This window comes from Candidatus Komeilibacteria bacterium CG_4_10_14_0_2_um_filter_37_10, assembly GCA_002793075.1.
Taxonomy (GTDB): Bacteria; Patescibacteriota; Patescibacteriia; order UBA1558; family UBA1558; genus UM-FILTER-37-10.
The window spans coordinates 1-698 of record PFPO01000074.1 but is presented as its reverse complement, the minus strand read 5'-3'; the positions used below and the strand labels follow the sequence as shown (position 1 = coordinate 698).

At 37.1% G+C, this 698-nt stretch carries 1 pseudogene (running past one end of the window); it reads right to left on the bottom strand.

The annotated features are described in order from the left end of the window. Positions 1 to 698: pseudogene (locus COX77_04055) on the bottom strand (hypothetical protein); it reaches 453 nt to the left of the window's first position.

The window sequence follows — 698 nt, the reverse complement described above, 5'->3', positions numbered from 1 at the left end:
CCCTCCTATATCTACCAGTAATTCAGATGCGTTTCTTAGAAATTCAATTATATTAAATCCTTTGATTGATCTTGCAGATGCACGGCTTAATTTTTCTCCCTTCGAAACAACAATCGCCGGCCGGTAAAACTCTTCAACCAATCTTCCCGCAATTAGCCCAACCACACCTTGCTGATAAGATTCGTGTCCTACAAAAATTAAACTTTTGACTTTTGAGTTTTCACTTTTCACTTTCAATCTAGCATGTTCAAATGACTCAATCGTTATTGCCTGCCTTTTTCTATTGGTAATTCCAAGCTTTTGCGCAAGATTTTTTGCTCTCTCTGTGTCTTTTGTGCAAAGAAGCCTCAGACTATCCATCGCATATTCAAGTCTACCCATTGCGTTAAGCCGGGGAGCAATAATATGCCCTATTTCATAAGTATTGATATTTTCTTTATCAATTCCCGCTTCTTTAATAATTTCCAAAATTCCAATTCTTTTTGTCCTTCTTAATAATTCAAGACCAAATTTTACAAACGTTCTATTTTCTCCCTTCAGAGGAACTAAATCCGCAATCGTGGCAAGCGCAACCAATTCTAAATGATTATTTTCTTTTCCATTATCATCCTGAGCGGAAGTGAAGGATCCCGAGATTCTTCGGCTTCGCCTCAGAATAAAATTTTTTATTTCTTGCGAAAACAAGTAAGCTACTCCTG